This is a genomic window from Pseudomonas sp. S2_B07 (assembly GCF_054668435.1).
Genome location: NZ_CP162769.1, coordinates 5616872 through 5635399, shown reverse-complemented (window position 1 = coordinate 5635399; position 18528 = coordinate 5616872). Strand labels below are relative to the sequence as shown.

Annotated in this window: 13 protein-coding genes, 2 tRNA genes, 3 rRNA genes and 2 pseudogenes; 7 read left to right on the top strand and 13 right to left on the bottom strand. The window is 56.0% G+C overall.

Features of this window, described 5'->3' with window-relative positions; genetic code table 11:
* Positions 1-68: 68 nt before the first annotated feature.
* From mrdA to AB4N43_RS25990, 6 genes are all read right to left on the bottom strand, one after another.
* The gene (gene mrdA / locus AB4N43_RS26015; protein WP_027925520.1) at positions 69-1961 is read right to left on the bottom strand and encodes a penicillin-binding protein 2; all 1893 of its coding nucleotides are present in this window, start codon (positions 1959-1961) and stop codon (positions 69-71) included.
* Positions 1962-2183: 222 nt separating this feature from the next.
* Positions 2184-2299 (bottom strand): 5S ribosomal RNA (gene rrf, locus AB4N43_RS26010).
* Positions 2300-2448: 149 nt separating this feature from the next.
* Positions 2449-5340: ribosomal RNA gene (locus AB4N43_RS26005) — 23S ribosomal RNA — on the bottom strand.
* A 250-nt stretch (positions 5341-5590) separates the two neighbouring features.
* A tRNA-Ala gene (locus AB4N43_RS26000) sits at positions 5591-5666 on the bottom strand.
* 30 nt (positions 5667-5696) lie between these two features.
* Positions 5697-5773, bottom strand: a tRNA-Ile gene (locus AB4N43_RS25995).
* A gap of 160 nt (positions 5774-5933) precedes the next feature.
* Positions 5934-7470: ribosomal RNA gene (locus tag AB4N43_RS25990) — 16S ribosomal RNA — on the bottom strand.
* Together the 16S, 23S and 5S rRNA genes with 2 tRNA genes alongside form the textbook arrangement of a ribosomal RNA operon.
* A gap of 625 nt (positions 7471-8095) precedes the next feature.
* On the opposite strand from AB4N43_RS25990, the gene rhtA reads away from it, so the two are divergent.
* Positions 8096-8983: a threonine/homoserine exporter RhtA gene (gene rhtA / locus AB4N43_RS25985; protein ID WP_027925803.1), complete on the top strand. Its 888-nt coding sequence runs from the start codon at positions 8096-8098 to the stop codon at positions 8981-8983.
* A gap of 167 nt (positions 8984-9150) precedes the next feature.
* Positions 9151-9432 carry a hypothetical protein gene (locus tag AB4N43_RS25980; RefSeq protein WP_027925802.1) on the top strand — a complete coding sequence of 94 codons (282 nt, stop codon included), beginning with the start codon at positions 9151-9153 and terminating at the stop codon, positions 9430-9432.
* Here the strand turns inward: AB4N43_RS25980 and AB4N43_RS25975 are convergent.
* Positions 9419-9991: a TetR/AcrR family transcriptional regulator gene (locus AB4N43_RS25975; RefSeq protein ID WP_027925801.1), complete on the bottom strand. Its 573-nt coding sequence runs from the start codon at positions 9989-9991 to the stop codon at positions 9419-9421. The two genes, AB4N43_RS25980 and AB4N43_RS25975, sit on opposite strands and share 14 nt — an antisense overlap.
* 92 nt (positions 9992-10083) lie before the next feature.
* On the opposite strand from AB4N43_RS25975, the gene AB4N43_RS25970 reads away from it, so the two are divergent.
* Both AB4N43_RS25970 and AB4N43_RS25965 read left to right on the top strand, forming a co-directional pair.
* Positions 10084-10812 (top strand): SDR family oxidoreductase, encoded by a 729-nt coding sequence (locus AB4N43_RS25970; RefSeq protein ID WP_027925800.1) that lies wholly within the window; start codon positions 10084-10086, stop codon positions 10810-10812.
* Between the two features lie 37 nt (positions 10813-10849).
* A complete protein-coding gene (locus AB4N43_RS25965; protein WP_027925799.1) occupies positions 10850-11440 on the top strand; it encodes a 2-hydroxychromene-2-carboxylate isomerase in 591 nt (196 codons plus the stop codon).
* Here the strand turns inward: AB4N43_RS25965 and AB4N43_RS25960 are convergent.
* The gene (locus AB4N43_RS25960; RefSeq protein ID WP_460152179.1) at positions 11437-12435 is read right to left on the bottom strand and encodes a zinc-dependent alcohol dehydrogenase family protein; all 999 of its coding nucleotides are present in this window, start codon (positions 12433-12435) and stop codon (positions 11437-11439) included. The two genes, AB4N43_RS25965 and AB4N43_RS25960, sit on opposite strands and share 4 nt — an antisense overlap.
* Positions 12436-12539: 104 nt before the next feature.
* Between AB4N43_RS25960 and AB4N43_RS25955 the strand changes: the two genes are divergently transcribed.
* Positions 12540-13460 (top strand): LysR family transcriptional regulator, encoded by a 921-nt coding sequence (locus tag AB4N43_RS25955; protein ID WP_172825933.1) that lies wholly within the window; start codon positions 12540-12542, stop codon positions 13458-13460.
* Here AB4N43_RS25955 and AB4N43_RS25950 read toward each other — a convergent pair.
* From AB4N43_RS25950 to AB4N43_RS25935, 4 genes are all read right to left on the bottom strand, one after another.
* Positions 13453-15261: an aminopeptidase P family protein gene (locus AB4N43_RS25950; RefSeq protein WP_027925796.1), complete on the bottom strand. Its 1809-nt coding sequence runs from the start codon at positions 15259-15261 to the stop codon at positions 13453-13455. The two genes, AB4N43_RS25955 and AB4N43_RS25950, sit on opposite strands and share 8 nt — an antisense overlap.
* 64 nt (positions 15262-15325) lie before the next feature.
* Entirely contained in the window at positions 15326-16483 is a 1158-nt protein-coding gene (locus tag AB4N43_RS25945) for an aminotransferase class V-fold PLP-dependent enzyme (protein ID WP_027925795.1), read from the bottom strand.
* A gap of 204 nt (positions 16484-16687) precedes the next feature.
* A complete protein-coding gene (locus AB4N43_RS25940) occupies positions 16688-17302 on the bottom strand; it encodes a LysE family translocator (protein ID WP_027925794.1) in 615 nt (204 codons plus the stop codon).
* Between the two features lie 103 nt (positions 17303-17405).
* Positions 17406-17675, bottom strand: coding sequence for a hypothetical protein (locus AB4N43_RS25935; RefSeq protein ID WP_027925793.1), 270 nt, complete (start codon positions 17673-17675; stop codon positions 17406-17408).
* Positions 17676-17833: 158 nt separating this feature from the next.
* Between AB4N43_RS25935 and AB4N43_RS25930 the strand changes: the two are divergent.
* Positions 17834-17965: pseudogene (locus tag AB4N43_RS25930) on the top strand (hypothetical protein); the annotation flags it as partial.
* Positions 17932-18075 (top strand): annotated as a pseudogene (locus tag AB4N43_RS25925) (sigma-54-dependent Fis family transcriptional regulator); the annotation flags it as partial. The pseudogenes AB4N43_RS25930 and AB4N43_RS25925, both read left to right, overlap by 34 nt.
* Here the strand turns inward: AB4N43_RS25925 and AB4N43_RS25920 are convergent.
* Entirely contained in the window at positions 18072-18437 is a 366-nt protein-coding gene (locus AB4N43_RS25920; protein ID WP_027925792.1) for an antibiotic biosynthesis monooxygenase, read from the bottom strand. The pseudogene AB4N43_RS25925 and the gene AB4N43_RS25920 sit on opposite strands and share 4 nt — an antisense overlap.
* Between the last annotated feature and the right edge of the window lie 91 nt (positions 18438-18528).

The following is an 18528-nucleotide window of genomic DNA, read 5'->3' as shown; positions in this document are numbered from 1 at the left end:
GCAATCTTTACGTTAACGTCAGGGCGATGGCAAGTGCCTTATGGCGCTTGTGATTGCGAATTAACGACTTACACGTGAGGATCACCTGGCGCTTTGCTCGGGGCGGCGTATTGCGGCTTGAGATGACCGTCCTGATCAAGTAACCAGGCGTCCATGATCTGCCGCACCACCGGACCGGCGACGCGACCACCGGCCTCGCCGTTTTCGATCATCACCGAGATGACGATCTTCGGGTGCTCAGCCGGAGCGAAGCCAACGAACAAGGCGTTATCGCGGTTACGCTCCAGGGTTTTCGCCCGGTTGTAGCGCTCGCCCTGCTTGATCGCAACAACTTGCGCGGTACCACTCTTGCCGGCAATCCGGTATTGAGCCCCGATCGCAGCCGCCCGGGCAATCCCGCGAGCATCGTGCATCACCATCTGCATGCCGTGATTGACCTGTTCCCAGTCATGCGGATTCTTGAGCAGGATGTTCGGCATCGGGTGCTCATCCACCGGCGCGACGCCATCCACGGTCTTGGCCAGGTGCGGTCGATTCCACACCCCCTTATTCGCGATCAGCGCGGTGGCCTGGGCCAATTGCAGCGGAGTGACCTGCATGTAGCCCTGGCCAATGCCGAGGATCACCGTCTCACCAGGAAACCAGGCCTGACGACGTGTGGCGCGCTTCCAGGCTTGAGACGGCATCAAACCGGCAGACTCTTCGAACATGTCCAGCGAGACTTTCTCCCCGAGGCCGAACATCGCCATGTAGTCGTGCAGGCGGTCGATGCCCAGCTTGTGGGCGAGGTCGTAGAAGTAGGTGTCGTTGGAGCGCATGATCGCGGCATCCATGTCCACCCAGCCGTCGCCGCTGTGGTTCCAGTTACGGTATTTGTGGTCGAAATCGGGGAGCTGGTAGTAACCCGGATCGAAGACACGGGTCTGTGGGGTGACGACACCGGCATCGAGGCCGGCGATGGCCACCTCAGGCTTGATGGTCGATCCCGGCGCGTAGAGGCCGCGCAGCACGCGGTTGAACAGCGGGCGGTCGATGGAGTCATGCAGCGCCGCGTATTCCTTGAAGCTGATCCCGGTGACGAACAGGTTCGGGTCGAAGCTTGGCTTGCTGACCATGGCCAGCACTTCACCGGTCGATGGGTCGAGTGCAACGACCGACCCACGACGATCACCCAAGGCTTCTTCGGCGGCTTCCTGAAGTTTGACGTCCAGGCTCAGGACGATGTTTTTACCGGGGACCGGATCGGTGTGCTTGAGCACGCGCAGCACGCGGCCTTGGGCATTGGTTTCGACTTCTTCGTAACCGACATGACCATGCAACTCGGACTCGTAGAATTTTTCGATGCCGGTTTTGCCAATGGATTGAGTGCCGCGGTATTCCACGTTGTCCAGGGCTTTGGATTCTTTCTCGTTGATACGACCGACATAGCCAATCGAATGCGCGAAGTGCGCTCCCATCGGGTAGTGACGCACGAACTGAGGCTCGACATCGATCCCTGGCAGGCGGTACTCGTTGACCGCCAATACAGCGATCTGCTCCTCGCTCAGTTCATAGAACAGCGTGACCGGCACGAACGGATGACGGGCCTGCTTCATGGCCTTGTCGAACAACGTTCGATCTTCTATCGGCAGGTGCAGGAGGTTGACCACCTCATCCAGCTCTTCTTTGACATCCGAAGTGCGTTCGCGGGTGATGGTCAGGTTGAAGCTCGGCCGGTTATCCGCCAGAACCACACCATTGCGGTCGTAGATCAACCCACGGGTGGGCGTGATCGGCAAGACGTGGACGCGGTTGTTTTCGGAGATGGTCGAGTGGTAGTCAAATTCGACCACTTGCAAGACGTACATGCGCACCACCAGCGCGCAGGTAATAGCGACGACGAACAAGCCGCAAGCCATCAGTCTTTTATTGACGAGGCGCGTCTCTTTTTCGTGGTCCTTGATCGGTATCGGTTCGGGCATTTCTGCAGCAACTCTGTGACGAAAGACGGGTGCCGATCCGTAGGCTTGAAATCAGTCCGTTAAAAAAACGAGCTGCACCATACCAAAAACTGCGCGGTTGCTTTAGTGCGATTTCCTCTAACGGTTGCCCTTGAGGGCCTAAATGACGGTCGGTGATGGCACTTTCCAGCAGGCAAAACAAAACCCCTACCTGCATACGCAGATAGGGGTTTCGGAATTTAATCTTGACGATGACCTACTCTCACATGGGGAAACCCCACACTACCATCGGCGATGCATCGTTTCACTGCTGAGTTCGGGATGGGATCAGGTGGTTCCAATGCTCTATGGTCGTCAAGAAATTCGGTAGCCAGGTCGTTTACCTTTCGGTTCACGCTCCAGCGAATGGGTATGTAATAGATTTGTGTGTTTCGTTTCGAATTTTCGACTTTGTATCGTCTTCACACACCGCAATCTGGCCTTTCGACGCAAATTGCTTGGGTGTTATATGGTCAAGCCTCACGGGCAATTAGTATTGGTTAGCTCAACGCCTCACAGCGCTTACACACCCAACCTATCAACGTCGTAGTCTTCGACGGCCCTTCAGGGGACTCAAGGTCCCAGTGAGATCTCATCTTGAGGCTAGTTTCCCGCTTAGATGCTTTCAGCGGTTATCTATTCCGAACATAGCTACCCGGCAATGCCACTGGCGTGACAACCGGAACACCAGAGGTTCGTCCACTCCGGTCCTCTCGTACTAGGAGCAGCCCCTCTCAAATCTCAAACGTCCACGGCAGATAGGGACCGAACTGTCTCACGACGTTCTAAACCCAGCTCGCGTACCACTTTAAATGGCGAACAGCCATACCCTTGGGACCGGCTTCAGCCCCAGGATGTGATGAGCCGACATCGAGGTGCCAAACACCGCCGTCGATATGAACTCTTGGGCGGTATCAGCCTGTTATCCCCGGAGTACCTTTTATCCGTTGAGCGATGGCCCTTCCATACAGAACCACCGGATCACTAAGACCTACTTTCGTACCTGCTCGACGTGTCTGTCTCGCAGTCAAGCGCGCTTTTGCCTTTATACTCTACGACCGATTTCCGACCGGTCTGAGCGCACCTTCGTACTCCTCCGTTACTCTTTAGGAGGAGACCGCCCCAGTCAAACTACCCACCATACACTGTCCTCGATCCGGATAACGGACCTGAGTTAGAACCTCAAAGTTGCCAGGGTGGTATTTCAAGGTTGGCTCCACGCGAACTGGCGTCCACGCTTCAAAGCCTCCCACCTATCCTACACAAGCAAATTCAAAGTCCAGTGCAAAGCTATAGTAAAGGTTCACGGGGTCTTTCCGTCTAGCCGCGGATACACTGCATCTTCACAGCGATTTCAATTTCACTGAGTCTCGGGTGGAGACAGCGCCGCCATCGTTACGCCATTCGTGCAGGTCGGAACTTACCCGACAAGGAATTTCGCTACCTTAGGACCGTTATAGTTACGGCCGCCGTTTACCGGGGCTTCGATCAAGAGCTTCGCGTTAGCTAACCCCATCAATTAACCTTCCGGCACCGGGCAGGCGTCACACCCTATACGTCCACTTTCGTGTTTGCAGAGTGCTGTGTTTTTAATAAACAGTCGCAGCGGCCTGGTATCTTCGACCGGCATGGGCTTACGCAGTAAATGCTTCACCCTCACCGGCGCACCTTCTCCCGAAGTTACGGTGCCATTTTGCCTAGTTCCTTCACCCGAGTTCTCTCAAGCGCCTTGGTATTCTCTACCCAACCACCTGTGTCGGTTTGGGGTACGGTTCCTGGTTACCTGAAGCTTAGAAGCTTTTCTTGGAAGCATGGCATCAACCACTTCGTGTTCTAAAAGAACACTCGTCATCAGTTCTCGGCCTTAGAATCCCGGATTTACCTAAGATTCCAGCCTACCACCTTAAACTTGGACAACCAACGCCAAGCTGGCCTAGCCTTCTCCGTCCCTCCATCGCAATAACCAGAAGTACAGGAATATTAACCTGTTTTCCATCGACTACGCTTTTCAGCCTCGCCTTAGGGACCGACTAACCCTGCGTCGATTAACGTTGCGCAGGAAACCTTGGTCTTTCGGCGTGGGTGTTTTTCACACCCATTGTCGTTACTCATGTCAGCATTCGCACTTCTGATACCTCCAGCAAGCTTCTCAACTCACCTTCACAGGCTTACAGAACGCTCCTCTACCGCATCACCTAAGTGATACCCGTAGCTTCGGTGTATGGTTTGAGCCCCGTTACATCTTCCGCGCAGGCCGACTCGACTAGTGAGCTATTACGCTTTCTTTAAAGGGTGGCTGCTTCTAAGCCAACCTCCTAGCTGTCTAAGCCTTCCCACATCGTTTCCCACTTAACCATAACTTTGGGACCTTAGCTGACGGTCTGGGTTGTTTCCCTTTTCACGACGGACGTTAGCACCCGCCGTGTGTCTCCCATGCTCGGCACTTGTAGGTATTCGGAGTTTGCATCGGTTTGGTAAGTCGGGATGACCCCCTAGCCGAAACAGTGCTCTACCCCCTACAGTGATACATGAGGCGCTACCTAAATAGCTTTCGAGGAGAACCAGCTATCTCCGAGCTTGATTAGCCTTTCACTCCGATCCACAGGTCATCCGCTAACTTTTCAACGGTAGTCGGTTCGGTCCTCCAGTTAGTGTTACCCAACCTTCAACCTGCCCATGGATAGATCGCCCGGTTTCGGGTCTATTCCCAGCGACTAGACGCCCTATTAAGACTCGCTTTCGCTACGCCTCCCCTATTCGGTTAAGCTCGCCACTGAAAATAAGTCGCTGACCCATTATACAAAAGGTACGCAGTCACCCAACAAAGTGGGCTCCCACTGCTTGTACGCATACGGTTTCAGGATCTATTTCACTCCCCTCTCCGGGGTTCTTTTCGCCTTTCCCTCACGGTACTAGTTCACTATCGGTCAGTCAGTAGTATTTAGCCTTGGAGGATGGTCCCCCCATATTCAGACAAAGTTTCTCGTGCTCCGTCCTACTCGATTTCATGACTAAGAGATTTTCGCGTACAGGGCTATCACCCACTATGGCCGCACTTTCCAGAGCGTTCCGCTAATCTCAAAGCCACTTAAGGGCTAGTCCCCGTTCGCTCGCCACTACTAAGGGAATCTCGGTTGATTTCTTTTCCTCAGGGTACTTAGATGTTTCAGTTCCCCTGGTTCGCCTCTTAAGCCTATGTATTCAGCTTAAGATAACCATCTTATGATGGCTGGGTTCCCCCATTCAGACATCTCCGGATCAAAGTCTGTTTGCCGACTCCCCGAAGCTTTTCGCAGGCTACCACGTCTTTCATCGCCTCTGACTGCCAAGGCATCCACCGTATGCGCTTCTTCACTTGACCATATAACCCCAAGCAATCTGGTTATACTGTGAAGACGACATTCGCCGAAAATTCGATAATACTCAATTAAGAGCAACTCACAAATTTTACCTTAGCCTGATCCGTTACCAGTGAAAGTAACGTTCAGTCTATCTTTCTATCACATACCCAAATTTTTAAAGAACGAACTAGTCAAAGACTAGAAATCAACATTCACCATCTCAACGATGGAATGCTCATTTCTAAGCTTTCTTACTAACAGAAGCAGTAGTGGTGGAGCCAAACGGGATCGAACCGTTGACCTCCTGCGTGCAAGGCAGGCGCTCTCCCAGCTGAGCTATGGCCCCGTATTTCTACAGGCGTTTCCCACACAAAATTGGTGGGTCTGGGCAGATTCGAACTGCCGACCTCACCCTTATCAGGGGTGCGCTCTAACCAACTGAGCTACAGACCCAATTTCGAGCTGCTAAGGCCGACCTCACCCTGCTCTTAACCACAGAGCATGGGGTGCGCTCTAACCAACTAAGCTACAACCCTTTAGGCTGCTTCTTTCGTCTTCTTCAATGAATCAAGCAATTCGTGTGGGAACTTATGGAGCAGCTGATGTCGTCGATTAAGGAGGTGATCCAGCCGCAGGTTCCCCTACGGCTACCTTGTTACGACTTCACCCCAGTCATGAATCACACCGTGGTAACCGTCCTCCCGAGGGTTAGACTAGCTACTTCTGGTGCAACCCACTCCCATGGTGTGACGGGCGGTGTGTACAAGGCCCGGGAACGTATTCACCGCGACATTCTGATTCGCGATTACTAGCGATTCCGACTTCACGCAGTCGAGTTGCAGACTGCGATCCGGACTACGATCGGTTTTCTGGGATTAGCTCCACCTCGCGGCTTGGCAACCCTCTGTACCGACCATTGTAGCACGTGTGTAGCCCAGGCCGTAAGGGCCATGATGACTTGACGTCATCCCCACCTTCCTCCGGTTTGTCACCGGCAGTCTCCTTAGAGTGCCCACCATAACGTGCTGGTAACTAAGGACAAGGGTTGCGCTCGTTACGGGACTTAACCCAACATCTCACGACACGAGCTGACGACAGCCATGCAGCACCTGTCTCAATGTTCCCGAAGGCACCAATCCATCTCTGGAAAGTTCATTGGATGTCAAGGCCTGGTAAGGTTCTTCGCGTTGCTTCGAATTAAACCACATGCTCCACCGCTTGTGCGGGCCCCCGTCAATTCATTTGAGTTTTAACCTTGCGGCCGTACTCCCCAGGCGGTCAACTTAATGCGTTAGCTGCGCCACTAAGAGCTCAAGGCTCCCAACGGCTAGTTGACATCGTTTACGGCGTGGACTACCAGGGTATCTAATCCTGTTTGCTCCCCACGCTTTCGCACCTCAGTGTCAGTATCAGTCCAGGTGGTCGCCTTCGCCACTGGTGTTCCTTCCTATATCTACGCATTTCACCGCTACACAGGAAATTCCACCACCCTCTACCATACTCTAGCTCGTCAGTTTTGAATGCAGTTCCCAGGTTGAGCCCGGGGATTTCACATCCAACTTAACGAACCACCTACGCGCGCTTTACGCCCAGTAATTCCGATTAACGCTTGCACCCTCTGTATTACCGCGGCTGCTGGCACAGAGTTAGCCGGTGCTTATTCTGTCGGTAACGTCAAGATTGCAACGTATTAGGTTACAACCCTTCCTCCCAACTTAAAGTGCTTTACAATCCGAAGACCTTCTTCACACACGCGGCATGGCTGGATCAGGCTTTCGCCCATTGTCCAATATTCCCCACTGCTGCCTCCCGTAGGAGTCTGGACCGTGTCTCAGTTCCAGTGTGACTGATCATCCTCTCAGACCAGTTACGGATCGTCGCCTTGGTGAGCCATTACCTCACCAACTAGCTAATCCGACCTAGGCTCATCTGATAGCGCAAGGCCCGAAGGTCCCCTGCTTTCTCCCGTAGGACGTATGCGGTATTAGCGTCCGTTTCCGAGCGTTATCCCCCACTACCAGGCAGATTCCTAGGCATTACTCACCCGTCCGCCGCTCTCAAGAGAAGCAAGCTTCTCTCTACCGCTCGACTTGCATGTGTTAGGCCTGCCGCCAGCGTTCAATCTGAGCCATGATCAAACTCTTCAGTTCAAACATCTTTGGGTTTTTAAGAAACCCTAAACTTGGCTCAGCAATCGTTGGTTACATCTTTGATTTCTCGCGGAGTAACTTGTGATGCTGATAATCTTGTTGACTATCAGTCTGACTCCACAAGCACCCACACGAATTGCTTGATTCAGTTGTTAAAGAGCGGTTGGTTAAGATCTTTCGTCTCAACCGAGGCGCGCATTCTACAGCAGCCTCTGTTGCTGTCAAGCGGTTATTTTCAGAAGTTTTCAAAGTTTCGCTTGGAAATCTTTAACAACTTCAACCACTTGCGCTTCCGATCACTCGGTAGCGGGAGGCGAATTCTACAGCGTTACACGCTGCTGTCAACACCTCTTTTTCAACTCCTTTCGCGCTTCGATGACCTGAAGCCGCTTGCTGCCGAAAACTGCGTAACTCTTTGTTTAACAAGGAGTTTTCCGTTTCGACTGCGCCGGAAGTGGGGCGAATTATAGACATCCAGAATCTGCCGTCAAGCACTGATTTGGTTTTTCTATCGATCAATCCAAAATCGCTGCTATATATAGACGCGCCGGCCACGAATGCGCACTATATTGCCCAACTGCACGACATCAATACTCTCGCTTCCTTTTTCGGACGATGCCACGTAATGAATGATCAGCCCCGCAGCCTTGCCTCGACCTTGTTCTCGGTAGGCCTGTTAATAATAGCCATGGCCTCGATCCAGTCCGGAGCATCCCTGGCTAAAAGCATGTTTCCGGTGATTGGTGCTCAAGGAACCACTACCCTGCGCCTGATGTTCGCCAGCGTGATCATGCTGCTCATGCTACGGCCATGGCGGGCGAAGCTCACCGCAAAATCCCTGCGCACCGTCATCATCTATGGCATGGCACTGGGCGGCATGAACTTCCTCTTCTATATGTCGTTACGCACCGTCCCCTTGGGTATTGCCGTAGCTCTGGAGTTCACTGGGCCGTTGGCTGTGGCGATCTATGCTTCACGCCGTGCGATCGACTTTTTGTGGATAGCACTCGCGGCTATCGGCTTGCTGCTCTTGATCCCTACAGGAGCGACAAGTGCCGGGATTGATCTTGAAGGTGCCGGCTATGCATTGGGCGCGGGTGTCTGCTGGGCGCTGTACATTCTATTCGGGCAAAAGGCCGGCGCCGACAATGGTGTGCAGACTGCTGCATTGGGCGTGATGATTGCTGCATTGTTCGTAGCCCCTATCGGCATCGTCCATGCCGGCGCCGCGCTGCTGACTCCGTCGCTGATCCCCGTGGCCATCGGCGTAGCCATTCTCTCCACCGCCCTGCCCTACACACTGGAGATGGTCGCGCTCACCCGAATGCCAGCTCGCACGTTTGGCACATTGATGAGCATCGAACCTGCGATTGGCGCGTTGTCAGGCCTGTTGTTCCTCCACGAATACCTTTCACTGTCACAGTGGATGGCTATCTTGTGCATCATTCTGGCTTCCGTGGGTGCCACCATGACCATGGGCAGCAGTGCCAAGCCAGCGGTTGCGGCAGATTGAGACAGGATTTGACGCAGGTCTGGTAATTGCCGCTCAATTAGGCCATGTTTAGGCCCGCAACCCAGTGCCATACATGGATTTTTCAGGATAGGGACATCAGAACGCTTCAGCGAAAGCGAATGCAGCCAGACCCGGGCGCAAGATCCGGGAACGCTATAAGGACAGCAATGAAACGAATTTTGATATTGATCGCCGTGCTTGCAGTTGCGGGCTGCGCGGCGACCTCGAAAACATCAGTCAAGCATGGCAAGAAAGGGCTGCATATCAACTGTTCAGGGCTCTCATCCTCCTGGGACAAGTGCTACACCAGCGCAGCCAACTCGTGCGCCCCCAAGGGATACAAGGTCATCGCCAAGTCAGGGGACGCGGTGGAAGAACCAGGCGATTATCCATTCGGCCTCAACCCCGCCGGCTACACCAGCCGCAGCATGATCGTCATTTGCAAGTAGGTTGCTGCCGCCCGGCAATCTGGCGGCCAATCTCATCGTAGCTGGACTTCAACACATTACGCTGGATGTCTGGCGTCGCCAGCATCCGCGCGACGACCAAAGCTCCGATACATTGCGACAAAATGGCCCAAGCCAGGCTGTCGCTCTCCAGGATGCGCGCCCAACTCTCCTGTAGCTGACAAATCCAGCGCTCAGCCTGCTGACGAACCAGCACATCCGAACGAGCGATCTCAGCCCCCAACGCGGGTAACGCACAGCCGGATTCCGGATGTTCGACATGCGCCATGCTGAGGTAGTGCTTGAGGCACCGCTCAAGCTTTTCACGCCCCTGATCGGCGCTTAATCGCTCCAGGCTTTGACACAGCTCACGCTCGACAATTGAGGCGAACAGCTCGTCTTTCGACGAGAAATGGCTGTAGAACGCCCCGCCGCTCAAACCAATCGCCTTCATCAATCCGTCGACACCGACCGTGGCAAAACCCGACTTCTTGGCTGACACCGCGCTGCTTTCCAGCAGCCTCTCTTTGGTTTCCAACTTGTGACTGGCCGAGTAGCGCATTGCCCTCTCCTCAGGATTGATCGCCTTGACGCGTGCCAAATCGTAGCATAACGTTCGTTTAGTTAACGATCGTTTAGCAAAGGGATCAACGCATGAATAATAAGAAAGTCGTACTGGTTGTCGGCGCGGGGGATGCTACCGGCGGCGCCATTGCCAAGCGTTTTGCCCGAGAAGGCTACGTCGCCTGTGTCACCCGCCGCAGTGCAGACAAGCTTCAGCCGCTGGTCGACACCATCAAAGCCAATGGCGGTGACGCCCACGGTTTTGCCTGCGATGCGCGCAAGGAAGAAGAGGTGATAGCGTTAGTCGAACAGATCGAAAGCGAGATCGGCCCCATCGAAGCGTTTGTGTTCAATATCGGCGCGAATGTGCCCTGCAGCATTCTTGAAGAAACGGCCCGCAAGTATTTCAAGATATGGGAAATGGCCTGTTTTTCAGGTTTTCTCAATGCTCGTGAAGTCGCCAAGCGCATGGCCAAACGCCAACGGGGCACCATCCTGTTCACCGGAGCCACCGCTGGTATGCGCGGTGCCGCGGGATTCGCAGCATTCGCCGGTGCCAAGCATGGCATTCGAGCCTTGGCCCAAAGCATGGCCCGTGAACTCGGCCCCATGAACATTCATGTTGCTCATGTCGTCGTCGACGGTGCTATCGATACCGATTTCATCCGAGAGAGCTTCCCGGAAAAGTACGCGACCAAGGATGAAGACGGCATTCTCAACCCCGAGCATATCGCCGAGAACTATTGGTACCTGCACAGCCAGCCACGGGACGCCTGGACGTTCGAACTGGATTTACGGCCCTGGAGCGAACGCTGGTAAGCCCTCCCTCTACAACTATAAACAGAGTGCACCGACCATGAGCAAAACCGTGGAGTTCTTTTTCGACCTCGGCAGCCCGGCCACCTACCTGGCCTATACCCAGCTCCCCAAAATCTGTGAGCAAACCGGCAGCCAATTGATTTACACACCGATGCTGCTGGGTGGCGTCTTCAAGGCCACCGGTAACGCTTCGCCTGCAGTCATTCCGGCCAAGGGCCGCTACATGTTTCAAGACCTGGACCGCTATGCAAAACGCTATGGCGTGCCACTGAAATTCAATCCGCATTTCCCCATCAACACCCTGATGCTCATGCGTGCGGTGACCGGGATTCAGTTACGTCATCCCGAGCGCTTCCTGGCGTTTATCGACTGTCTGTTCAAGGCCCTCTGGGTCGAAGGTCGCAGCCTTGATGACCCGGCCACCGTCGCCGCCGTGTTGACACAAAACGGCTTTGACCCCGATGAAGTACTCGCCCTGACAGCCGACGAAGAGGTTAAAGCCGCCCTTAAGGACAATACCGAGAAAGCAGTACAGCGCGGTGTCTTCGGGGCGCCGAGTATGTTCGTCGACAATCAGTTGTTCTTCGGCCAGGATCGGCTGGACTTCGTGGTTGAAGCCCTGAGTTAAATCTCGACCACCAACCGCCCCTGCGCACCTCCCGCAACGACCAACTCATGAGCGGTCTCGGCAGTTTCCAGCGTGAACTGCCGAGGATCGAGCAGCGGTTTCAACTGACCCGCCTCAATCAGCCGCGTCGCATCCTGAAGAATCTGCCCGTGATGCTCACACCCCTTGCCAGTCAACAGCGGCAACAGCGTAAACACCCCGGAATAAGTCGCCCCACGAAACGACAACGGCGCAAGGCTGTGTTGGCCCCAGCCCAGACAGCTCACTACATGCCCTTCATAAACCCGAACTGCCTTGAATGAATCATCCAATACCCCACCGCCCACCGTGTCATAGACGACATCGAAGCCCTCCCCCGAAGTGAACTCAGCCACATAGTCCTCCACTGACGACGTACGATAATCGATGAACGTTGCACCAAAGCTTTCAATAAGCCCCTTATGACCCGCTGAACCCGTGGCAAACACTTCTGCACCGAAAGCCCGGGAAATTTGCACAGCAACATGTCCGACTCCACCCGCACCACCGTGAATCAGCACTTTTTGACCAGCCCGAACCCGCGCCCGATCAACCAGCCCTTCCCATGCCGTGATCAATACCAACGGCAACCCTGCCGCCTCGCGCATGCTCAGATTTTTCGGCTTGTGCGCCAGAAGCCGCGAATCAACCACCGCGAACTCCGCGAGAGAGCCCTGCGCACCACCGATTCCAGTCGCCATCGCATAGACCTCATCGCCCGACAGCCACTCACTGACGCCCTCTCCTATCGCCTCAACGGTCCCCGCGAGGTCCATGCCCAACACAGCCGGCAAAGGCTGCCGGGCATGAGCCGCCTGCCCCGAACGAATCTTCGCATCCAGCGGATTCACCCCGCTGGCCTTGATCCTCACCAGCACTTGGCCCACTCCAGGCACCGGCCGCGGCAGGGAAACCAAGCGTAAAGGGCCGTTGGCCGTGTCAACCATCAGAGCGCGCATTTCAAGTGAGTCAGTCATTTCGGCAAATTCCGTGAGAAGTGGATGTGGAATTAATCTTCTTCCAGTTCACTCATACCGATAAGACGCTATATCGCTATAGTGATCATGCCCATATGGCATCAATGAGAATTCACGTGGACACACTCAACGCAATGGCCACGTTCGTCCGGGTCGTCGAACGTGGCAGCTTCTCGGCCGTTGCCCGGGAGATGCAGACCAGCCAGCCGACTATCAGCAAGTTATTAAGGGCGCTGGAAATCAGACTGGGCGCCAAGCTGATTACCCGTAGCACCCGCCAACTGTCATTGACCGATGAAGGTCAGCGCTACTACAACGAATGCCGGCAAATCCTGGCCGCCGTGGACGCGGCGGAACAGCGTTTTCGATCAGGTCGCGAATCCGTCGCCGGCAACCTGAAAATCGGTTCATCCGTAAGTTTCGGGCGCTTGCACATTGCGCCGCGACTCCCTGCGTTTCTCAAAGCGCACCCTCAGGTTCAGATCGACCTGCAACTCAGCGATCAAAATCAGGACCTGGTCAGTGAAGGGCTGGACGTGACATTCAGAATCGGTGAGTTGGCCGACAGTGGTCTGCTCGCACGCCACGTCGGTACGACCCACCGGATCACGGTTGCAGCGCCTGACTACCTTGAGCAACACGGCGAGCCGCACACCCCGGAAGAACTCGGCGCGCACAATTGCCTGCAATTCAATTTGCTGAACAGTCAGAACCTATGGCATTACGAAAGAGGCAACCAACACCACGAAGTGCGCATCAGGGGTAATGCGCAAAGCAACAACTCCGAGGCCATTCGCGAGATGGTGCTGGGGGGATTGGGCATTGCGCTGTCGCCGGTGTGGCTATTCAGCGAGGATCTGAAGGCCGGCCGAGTGAAGGCGATTTTGCAAGACTACACGGCGCAGTCGCTGCCGATTCATGCCGTGTCCCCGGCGAATCGTCGCCAATCCGCCAGGGTCAAAGCTTTCGTGGACTACATGAGTCAGGCGCTAAAACAAGCGCCTGAACTCCAGCCCGTCAAATAGCCGCAGTACGGGTGTTCAACCATTCAAGGGCCGCGCCATCGAGCAATGGGCTCAAGCGCTCCCGCACTTCGGCGTGGTAGGCGTTGAACCACTGCTTCTCTTCCAGGGTCAGCAGCGACGGCTCCAGGCAACGGGTGTCGATCGGGCACAGTGTCAGGGTTTCGAACTTGAGGAATTCACCAAATTCGCTGGAACCCGCCTCACGGTTCAGCACCAGGTTCTCGATACGCACGCCCCAACGGCCCGGACGATAAGTGCCCGGCTCGATGGACGTGATCATGCCCGGTTGCATCGCCGTTTGCGGAGCCGCAGCAGCCTGATAGGCGATGACCTGCGGACCTTCGTGAACGTTGAGGAAGTAGCCAACGCCATGGCCGGTGCCGTGACCGTAGTCGACGCTTTCAGCCCAGATCGGCGCGCGAGCGATGGCGTCGAGCAATGGCGACAGAATCCCACGAGGGAATTGCGCGCGGGACAGCGCGATCACGCCTTTGAGGACGCGTGTGCAATCGCGTTTCTGTTCAGCAGTGGGTGTACCGACCGGGACCATTCGCGTGATGTCGGTGGTGCCACCCAGGTACTGACCGCCGGAGTCGATCAGCAGCAGACCGTCGCCCTCGATCACTGCGTGCTCTTCTTCGGTCGCGTGGTAGTGCGGCATCGCGCCATTGGCGTTGAACGCAGCAATGGTGTTGAAGCTCAGCGACACGTAGCCCGGACGGCGGGTGCGCGCGGCCGTGAGGTGTTCGTCGATGGTCAGTTCGGTGATGCGCTCACGACCCAAGGCCGAGTCCAGCCACGTGAAGAATTCGCACAGGGCGGCACCGTCCTGTTCCATCGCCTGACGAATATGCTCGGCATCGGCCAGGCTTTTTTGCGACTTGGCGAGCGTGGTCGGGTTCAGGCCTTCGACCAGTTTTACGCCTTTGTCGAGGTTATCCAGCAAACCGGCGGTGACGCGCGCCGGATCGACTTGCAGGCTCGCGCCGCTCGGCACGGCGCGCAACGCAGCAGCCACTTCGCTGTAATCGCGCAGGGTCACGCCGTCTTGTTCGAGCACCGCACGCAGTTCAGTATCGACTTTGCTCAAAGCGACGAACAGGGTGGCCTGCTCCTGACTGATCAAGGCGAAAGATACAAACACCGGATTGAACGACACATCGCCGCCGCGCAGATTAAACAGCCAGGCAATGTCATCAAGGGTCGCGATGAAATGCCAGTCAGCACCACGTTCTTTCAACACTTCGCGCAGTTTCGCCAGTTTCTCGCCACGGCTGACCGTCGCCTGCGGCGGTAAATGCTGGTAGATCGGCTCATTCGGCAATGTCGGGCGATCGCTCCAGACTTCGCTCAACAGATCGATGTCGGTCCGCAGGCGGGCACCGCGCTCTTCGAGTTTGCCACCTAGCGTACGCGCCGACGCCACGGCCATCACTGCACCGTCCACCGCGACGACGCCGCCTTCAGGGGTTTGCTCGGCCAGCCAGTCCAACGGGCCAGGTTGACCCGGTTGCAGCTTGACCAATTCGATGCCGCTGCCCTTGAGTTCCTTGGTCGCTTGCTCCCAGTAACGACTGTCGGCCCAGACGCCGGCAAAATCCGGGGTCACGATCAGTGTGCCGACCGAGCCATGGAAGCCCGACAACCACTGCCGTCCCTGCCAGTAACCCGGCAAATATTCCGACAGGTGCGGATCGGCCGACGGCACCAGCAAGGCATGAATGCCTTCGCGGCTCATCAGTTCGCGGGTTTGCGCCAGGCGCTGTGGCACCGATCCATTGATCGAAGGCTGCGTACTCATCGTGTCTCCTGCTAATCACTTCAGCTTATTGTTGAGTGCCGATCTGAGTCGGCGCTTTAAGGCGCTACTGCCAGAATGCCGGGGCACTGGCGCAGGCCGCTTTGATCAGGTGCACCGCTTGGTCGATGTCTTGCTCGGTGGTGAACCGGCCGAGGCTCAAGCGGATGGTGCGACTCGCCGAGCGGGCGTCATGCCCCAGGGCCAGCAGCACATGGGATGGCGCGTTGCTGGCGGAGTTACAGGCCGACGTCGCAGAAAAAGCGATCGAATGGCTCAACGCCGCAGAATTGAACTCACCTTCGCTGAACGTCAGGCTGAGGGTGTGGGGAATGCGCTGGGCCGGGCTGCCATTGAGGCGAACACCGGGAAGGCTCAGCAACTGCTCAAGCAACCGTTCGCGCAAGCGCACGATCGTGGCTTTCTCGTCATCGAACAGGTCGGCGGCCAAGGCGAAGGCCGCGCCCATCGCTGCGATCTGATGAGTCGCCAGGGTACCGGAGCGCAACCCGCCTTCGTGACCACCGCCGTGAATCTGAGCCTGCAAGCGTTGCTGCGCGCGCGGGCCGACGTACAACGCACCGATGCCTTTGGGACCGTAGATCTTGTGCGCGGAAAACGACATCAGGTCGACCGGCAGGCGCGCCAGATCAATGGCCACCTTGCCCGCGCCTTGAGCGGCGTCGACGTGAAACAACGCATCGCGAGCACGCACGACTTCGCCGATGGCGGCGATATCGTTGACTGTGCCGAGTTCGTTATTGACCAGCATCAGCGACACCAGAAAGGTGTCTTCGCGCATCGCTTCGCTGACTGCTTGCGCCGTGATCAAACCTTCGGCGTCAGGCACCAGGTACGTGACCGCAACCCCGGCGTCCTGCAATTGCTTCGCCGTGTCGAGAATCGCCTTGTGTTCGATCTGGCTGGTAATGATGTGCCCGCCGCTGACACCACGGGCCTGGGCCACGCCTTTGAGCGCGAGGTTGTTGGATTCAGTGGCGCCGGAGGTCCAGACGATTTGCTGCGCCGTGGCGCCAACCAGTTCGGCAACCTGCTGCCGGGCGTGCTCGACCGATTGCCTGGCTTGCTGACCATAGGCATGGGAGCTGGACGCCGGGTTGCCGAAATTGCCGGTAAAACCCAGACACTCGACCATGACCTTGATGACCCGCTCATCCACCGGCGTGGTGGCGGCGTAATCGAAATACAACGGACGCTTATTCATAAAAGACTCGCAGAGCGTGTTCCGGGATCAGGAAGCTCATGACGGAAACGTCGAGGCGCAGCCTTGTGAGCTGCGCCGATATTTCAGCACGTTAGAAATACCTGATCGGAAGCCGTTAAAGAAGAACAACTTCATTTAAAAGTGCGTAGGAACGCTCCTGAAGTCGAGCTTAACAGGCATCGGGCAACCGGTTGAAGCAATGCGTCAGCTAAAGCTTTCAAGAAGTAACGGATACAGCGACGCCACCAACAGCGCCGCCATGCCCCAGTTGAACAGGCGCAACCAGCGGCGGTCCTTCAACACATTGCGCAACAACGTGCCGCACCCGGCCCAGAGACCGACGCTCGGCAGGTTGATCAAGGCAAACACCGCCGCAATGATGATCACGTTGGTGAAATAACCCTGCATCGGCGTGTAGGTGCTGATGGCACCGATGGCCATGATCCACGCCTTTGGATTGACCCATTGGAACGCCGCTGCGCCCAGGTAAGTGATGGGTTTGCTTTCGCCGTTCTCGCTCTCGGAGACCGGACCTGAATGGGCGATTTTCCATGCCAGGTACAGCAGATACGCCGCGCCGACGTAACGCAGCACGGTATAGAGCAAAGGATAGGTTTTAAACACGGCACCGAGGCCGAACCCGACGGCGACCACCAGGACAAAGAAACCACAGGTGACGCCCAACATATGCGGGATGGTGCGGTTAAAGCCGAAGTTCACACCCGATGCCAGCAACATGGTGTTGTTGGGGCCGGGAGTAATCGAGGTGACGAGCGCAAACAAGGCCAAGCCCATCAGCAGATCGAGTGAAAGCGTCATCAGCGGCAGTCCATGAGGGTCAATCGGGTGTTAAGACCCTATCGCACGCCTTGCCGGAAACCCATGGACAGTTACGTGAAACTTCGAGCAGTACAGTTTTCGATCAGCTTGGACGACCATGAAGCTGTACAGCACGTTCGGCGTTCATCTCGCCCTGTTTATCGAAGCTGAACGACTTTTGCGGTTGACCGAGCAAGGCGGCTTTCTTCGCGTGGTATTCCTCGAAGGACAGGCCACGACGATTCAAATCCTCTAGCGCCAATTCCTTTGATTCCTCGGCGGTGTACGGCCGCAATTCCGGTGAAACATGACTGGCACATCCGGCAAGCACAGAGACCGCGAGCAGCAGAAAAGTGGCGATTAGAGGTTTCATTTTTGGCGTCCTGCATCTGGGTTCGGGGGAATGAACACAGGCTACTCGCGCGGCTTGGCGGGCAGAAATCAACGCTCTCAATAGTGGCTATCGACTTTGGTAAACACTCTCCAGGTACGCCAACACATATTCATTAACGAACTATAAATATTTATTTTTTGCCGATTGGCGTCTACGCCACCGAAGCCGATTTCTCCAACTACCAAATAACAGGTGAGCCCTTGAAGGCCCGCATTCGTCTTGCTGCAGAAAGCGCAATCAGGTGCACACCGCTGCCCTGCTGGGCCTGAGCCGAAACGTGACGCGCACGCGGCTGATCAAGATCGGCGAACTGGCCGTGAACAAACGCCGGGTGATGGAGAATGTCCAGGGCGAGCGGGTGATGCAGTTGTCGATTTAACCCACCAGGCGGCAGTGCAGCGCGTTGTCGTGGCTGAGCGCCAGGCTGTGCAGCACCTGGAACGAGCCGAACGTCACGGTCTTCGCCTGATGCGCGCGGATCAGCTGCCAGAAATCCTGTTCGCCACTTTCGAAACTGCGAAAGGCCGCCTCTCCCGCCGCGCGGGTTTGCCATTGCAGGTAGTTGAGCACCCGCCGGCCGTCGTCGCTGGCCTGGATGCTGGCACTCAGAAAACCACTGAAATCCCGGGCCAGACGCTCGGTCTGCCGGGACAACGCCGACACCAGTGCAGGCTGCTGATGCGGTTCGATCTCGAACTCGATCAGTTGGGTAAAGCTGCGATTGTTCTCTGACGATTGCATGAATAGTCCCCCTCACGTGTCAGGCGGATCTTGCGATCCGAAGGCCTGCAGGGTAAAACCTCGAGTTAACTAGAGGTCAAGCAGGATTTTT